This window comes from Kocuria sp. ZOR0020, assembly GCF_000800955.1.
GTDB lineage: Bacteria > Actinomycetota > Actinomycetes > Actinomycetales > Micrococcaceae > Kocuria > Kocuria subflava.
Window position 1 is genome coordinate 1 of sequence record NZ_JROX01000117.1, and the last position, 5643, is coordinate 5643.

Here is a 5643-nt window from a genome sequence, read left to right on the forward strand (position 1 = left end):
TGCCTTGACCAACGAAGGCGGATTGAACGGCAGCGACATCGGCGCCATTGAAATCCGTCCGTCCTTCACCCTGGTGGGGCTGCCTGATGACCTTTCCCGTGATGACCTCAAGCGTCTGGGCGAGATCAAGATCAACGGGCAGAGCCTGGACATCCGCATGGACCGTGGCCCCAAGGGCGGCGGCGGTTCCGGTGCGGGCCGTCCGCGCGGCGGTGGCTACGGTGACCGTCCCCCGCGTTCTGGTGGCCGCGGCCCCAAGGGCAAGCAGAGCTTCCGCGGCAATGACCGTTTTGGCGGTGACCGCTTTGGCGAGGGCCGTGACAAGCGCAAGCCCAAGTTCAAGAAGAACTACTGAGCCCGGGGTCCTCTGAGCAGGACCTGAGGGCAGCATGAAGCCGCCTGTTCGGCAGTGATCCAGGGATTTTACGCCCCGGTGCAGCTGCTGACAGGCGGCTTCATACTTGTCTCATGACTCGCCAGTACGCTGGCCGTATGGCTGCGCCAGGCTGGTTGACGCGATGGACCACGGTGCGGGCGGAGCTTCAGTCCGTCCGTGCCCGTGTGCTGGCCGCCACCATCATCTGCATGGCGCTGACCCTGACCCTGGTGGGTGGAGTGACCCACTATCTCCGCCTGCTGGACCTTGATGAACAAATCCAGCGGGACATCGAGCAGGAGGTCAGTCAACTCCAACGCCTGGCCGAGCGTGGTCCGTTGGGGCCGGAGACCACTGTCCCGGAAGGCCCCGGCCCCGTGGAGGGTGAGCCGTTCCAGGACGTCGATCAACTGCTCTACACCTACATGACCACTACGGTTCCGGGTGAGTACGAGAACTTCATGGTCATCCTGGACGGACAGCCCGCCTACGAATATTTGGGGAAGTCCCGCTTCCAATTGGACCACCCGGAACGCATCCGCGCGGTCCAGGACCGGGCCCAGGCTCGGCAGACCGTGATCTTTGACCACCAGATGGACGGGGAGAACCTGCGGCTGGGAGTCATTGACGTTTCCCTGCCCACCGATGACCGCACGGCCTATCTGGTCATCGGGACCGACCGGGGTGTCCAGCGGGAACTCATCTACGAATCCTTGTGGCGTTATCTGGGCATCTCCGCAGTGATGCTGGTGCTGGGAAGTCTGATCGCGTTCTTCCTGGTGGGTAGGGTCACCGCCCCCATCACGCGGCTGCGGGAGGCTGCGCAGAAGATCACCGTGGACGACCTCACCCAGCGCGTCCCGGTGGCCCAGGAGGACTCCGACGTCGGTCAATTGGCCCGTCACTTCAACTACATGCTGGACCGCATTGAAGACGGCTTTGACCAGCAGCGGCAGTTCTTGGACGACGCCGCCCACGAGCTGCGAACGCCGCTGACCATCCTGCACGGCAACCTGGAGCTCATGGATGCCGATGACCCCGGGGACGTGGAGGAGACCCGGGCCATGCTGCTGGATGAGATCGAGCGCATGAATCGCCTGGTGGAGGATCTGTTGCTGCTGGCCAAGTCCCAGCGCGCAGACTTCATCCGGGCCGAGTCGGTCAACGTCTGGGAGTTCCTGGAAGCCACCATGGAACGTCTGCCGGCGTTGGGGCAGCGTGACTGGCGGCTGGAAGGTGCTGCCGGCGGACGGGCAGTGGCCGACCGACAGCGTCTGACACAGGCCGTGGTGCAGTTGGCGGCCAATGCCGTGAAGTTCTCCCAAGAGGGGGATGTGATCGCTCTGGGCGCGGCCTGGTCTGCGGCTCCCGACGACGTCCTGGCCGCCACCGGGGCAACCTCCCGTCGCTTCTTGGAGCTGTGGGTGCGTGATACGGGCATGGGGATCAAACCGGAGGACCAGAAACGCATCTTCGAGCGATTTGGTCGCGCGGAGGCCGGGCGCTCGGTGGAGGGCTCCGGGTTGGGGCTTGCGATCGTGACCGCCATTGCCGAGGGCCACGGTGGTGTGGTCAGGCTGCGGTCCCACCCGGGGCGCGGCTCGACTTTCACATTGTGGTTGCCCGAACGGCCGCCGTCGGAATCCGACCGCGCCGTGGCAGGTAGCGCAGAGAACTGAACGAAAGGACCAGCAATGGCCAACATCCTCATTGCCGAGGACGAGGAGCGGATCTCCCGCTTCATCCAGAAGGGGCTGCGTGCCTCCGGGTTCACCACCACCGTGGTGGAGGACGGCGTGACGGCCCTGGACTACGCCGCCACGGGGGAGTTCGACTTGTTGATCCTGGACGTTGGGCTGCCGGGAATGGACGGGTTCAAGGTGCTCTCCGTGCTGCGCAGCATGGGTTCCACCATGCCGGTGATCATGTGCACGGCCCGTGATTCCGTGGAAGACACCGTGCAGGGCCTGGACAAGGGTGCCGATGACTATCTGGCCAAACCCTTCCGGTTCCAAGAACTTCTGGCCCGGGTGAAAGCACGCTTGCGAAACGCCACACCGGCGGTGGCGGAGGAGGAACTGCGCTACGGCACGTTGTCCTTGGACATCGGCAAACGCTGCGCCGTGCTGGCCACGGAGTCCGGGGCCGAGGAGTACGTGGAGCTCTCCGCACGCGAGTTCAGCATTGCCACCGTGTTCCTGGAGAACGCTGGCCAGGTGCTCACCCGGGACCAACTGCTCACCAAGGTGTGGGGTTACGACTTCGACGGCGCCTCCAACGTGGTGGACGTCTACGTCCGGTACCTGCGCAACAAGCTGGGTCCAGAGAGGTTCGTCACCGTGCGAGGGGTGGGCTACCGCTTGGCGGAGGTCTGAGGTCGTCGTCGTGCTGCGGCCGGTGTGGACCGTCGCGGATAGACGACGCCGCCGCAAGGCCTGTTGGTGCGTAGGCAGATGAGAGTCTCCTCATGAACGGCTCATAGGGTCTTCATCCTGCCCCGAGACAGTGGGTGCAGTGCAGCGATGACGACTGAGCGAGGGGACGGGTCATGGAGACCGAAGAGTTGCGGGTGGTGTTCTACTCGCACGACTCCCAAGGGTTGGGCCACACCCGACGCAATGTGGCTTTGGCGCACGCCCTGGTGAATCACCTTCCCGGTCTGACCGGACGGGCGGTGACGGGTCTTCTGCTCACCGGCGTGGACAACGCCACGGCTCATGACAAACCGGAGGGCTTTGACTGGGTGGTGCTGCCCGGAGTGGCCAAGGACACCGGCACTTACGAACCGCGCAACCTGTCCGTGGGCATGGATCATCTGACCAATCTGCGCTCTGGGTTGATCGAGGCCGCGTTGTTGGGCTTCCATCCGCATCTGGTGGTTGTGGACCGCCACGCCTGGGGTGTGCAGCGCGAGCTCCAGGCACCGCTGCTGCGACTGCGTGCCGAGTTCCCGCAGACCCAGATCATTCTGGGGTTGCGTGAAGTCCTGGATTCCCCGGAGGCGGCTGCCCGTGAATGGGAGAATCTGGGAGAGCTGGAGACCTTCCGCGCCGTCTACAACCACATCTGGGTCTACGGTGACCGCGATGTCCATGACCCCGTCAGCAGTGGAGAGATCCCCGCGGAGCTTGGGGACATGATTCAGCACACCGGTTACCTGGCGGCGGGGCGTCCCGTGGGGGAGCGGACCTCTGGCATGAGCCGTCCGTACATCGTGTCCATGGCAGGCGGTGGATCGGACGGTGTGGACCTGCTCACCGCCGCCGCCCGCGCGCGGGTGCCGCACGGGTACCGTCACCTGGTGATCACCGGTCCACAGATGGACCCGGCGCAAGTGCAACGCATTCAGACCGTGGCCAGTGAACGCACCATTGTGGTCAACGCGATGCCTGATGCCTTGGCGGAGGTCCTGGCGGCTGACGCCGTGATCTCCATGGGTGGGTACAACTCCACCACGGAGATTCTGACCACCAACACCCCGGCCTTGATTGTGCCGCGAGAGCATCCGCGTCAGGAACAGTTGATCCGGGCCACCGCGCTGCGGCAAGTGGGCGCCGTGGATCTCTTGCGGGCCCGGGACCTCACGGCCCAGGCGATCTCAGCGTGGATGCGCCGGGCGGTGGGAACGGTCAGGCTGCGCCACCACCTGAACCTCAGCGGCCTTCAGACCGCTGCCCATCTGGCCGCACAGGCTTTGACCGCAGCACACCCGCTGCCCTCGGGCATCTGCGGTCAAGGGGCTCTGTCCCGATGACCCAGCACAGAATCGGCTACGTCCTCAAGGTTTATCCACGGTTCTCGGAGACGTTCATTGTCACGGAGATCCTGGCCCGTGAGGCCCAGGGGGAGCACCTTGAGATCTTTGCGCTGCGCCACACCACGGACACCCGTTTCCACCCGGAACTGGCCCGCGTCCAGGCCCCTGTGACCTACATCCACCGCCCGTTCAAAGCCTCAGAGGCCTGGGAGGTGATGGCTCAGGCTCAGCGCGTGGTTCCAGACTTCGGCAACCGATGGGCCCAGCTGTTGCCGGATCTGGTGTCCACGGAAGCCTCCGAGGTTCATCAGGGCATCGAGTTGGCCTGTTCCGTGGTCACCCACGGGATTACACACCTGCACTGTCACTTTGCCAACCTGTCCGTGAAGGTGGCGGAGATCGCCTCCCGGCTCACCGGTGTCCCGTTCTCCGTGACCACCCACGCCAAGGATTTGTTCCATGGATCCGTGAGCCACCACCGTTTGCAGCGCACCTTCAGGTGGGCCGAGCACGTGGTCACCATCTCCGAGTTCAACCGGCAGTTCCTTCTGCGCAATTTCCCGCAGTCCTTCACCCCCACGGGCACGCCGTTGCACCTGGTCCACAACGGATTGGAACTGAGCAGATTCCCCTACGCACAACCCGCAGCCCCGGCAGGCCCGTTGCATGTGGTGGGCGTGGGACGCCTGGTGGAGAAAAAAGGTTTTGACGTCTTGATCCGAGCCGCTGCCGCAGCACTGGCTGATGGTTTGGAACTGAAGGTCACCGTGGCCGGGGGTGGTGAACGTGAGGCCTCCCTGCGTGAGCTCGCCGTGGCTCTGGGCATCACGGAACACATCGAGTTCTTGGGCCCACGGACCCAGGGTGAGATCGTGGACCTGCTGCGTCGGGCTGATGTGTTTGCAGCCCCCTGCGTGGTGGGCGCGGACGGCAATGCCGATGGCTTGCCCACCGTGTTGCTGGAGGCCATGGCCATGGGGGTGCCGGTGATCGCCACGTCTGTCACCGGCATTCCGGAGGTGGTGCGCAACGGGGAACCGGGGGCAGCCGCACAGACCGGAATCCTGTTGGAACCCGGTGACGTCGACTCCCTGGCACAGGCTTTCCGGACCGTGGCTGAACCCGGGTGGGACCGTGTGGCCGTGACCCGGGCCGGTCGCGACGTCGTGGAGACCCATTTCGATTCGCGCAGACAGGCTCAGCGGCTGGGGGAACTCATGCCGAGTCGTCAGATCGTCCAACCCACTGAGCCCACACAGTGATCGAAGGAAGGTGTTACCTGATGCGTCTGGCCTACATCAGTGCAGACCCCGGCATCCCGGTATTCGGGTCCAAGGGCGCCTCTGTGCACGTGCAGGAAATCATCCGGTGTTGGCGTGCCCTGGGGTGGGAGGTCACCGTCTACGCCACCCGTGTGGGCGATCAGGTTCCCCAGGACCTGGCGGACCTTGAGGTGGTGCACGTTCCCGTGCCCAAGGCGCCGGCAGCCCAGGCTGAGGATCGGATGGAG

General features: G+C 64.7%; 5 protein-coding genes and 1 pseudogene. All 6 read left to right on the forward strand.

Annotated elements, in window-relative coordinates; all coding sequences use genetic code 11:
- The coding region (locus L979_RS07745; protein WP_047691220.1) for a DbpA RNA binding domain-containing protein at positions 1-355 on the forward strand (355 nt) is incomplete at its 5' end.
- Positions 356-468: 113 nt separating this feature from the next.
- Complete coding sequence (locus L979_RS07750; protein WP_081994028.1) at positions 469-2055, forward strand: cell wall metabolism sensor histidine kinase WalK; 1587 nt, start codon at positions 469-471, stop codon at positions 2053-2055.
- A 15-nt stretch (positions 2056-2070) separates the two neighbouring features.
- Positions 2071-2751, forward strand: a complete 681-nt coding sequence (locus tag L979_RS07755; RefSeq protein WP_047691222.1) for a response regulator transcription factor — start codon at positions 2071-2073, stop codon at positions 2749-2751.
- 173 nt (positions 2752-2924) lie between these two features.
- Complete coding sequence (locus tag L979_RS07760; protein WP_047691224.1) at positions 2925-4130, forward strand: glycosyltransferase family protein; 1206 nt, start codon at positions 2925-2927, stop codon at positions 4128-4130.
- Complete coding sequence (locus L979_RS07765; RefSeq protein ID WP_047691227.1) at positions 4127-5395, forward strand: glycosyltransferase family 4 protein; 1269 nt, start codon at positions 4127-4129, stop codon at positions 5393-5395. The genes L979_RS07760 and L979_RS07765 overlap by 4 nt, the downstream gene beginning before the upstream one ends.
- 20 nt (positions 5396-5415) lie before the next feature.
- Positions 5416-5643, forward strand: a pseudogene (locus tag L979_RS07770) (glycosyltransferase family 1 protein); the annotation flags it as partial.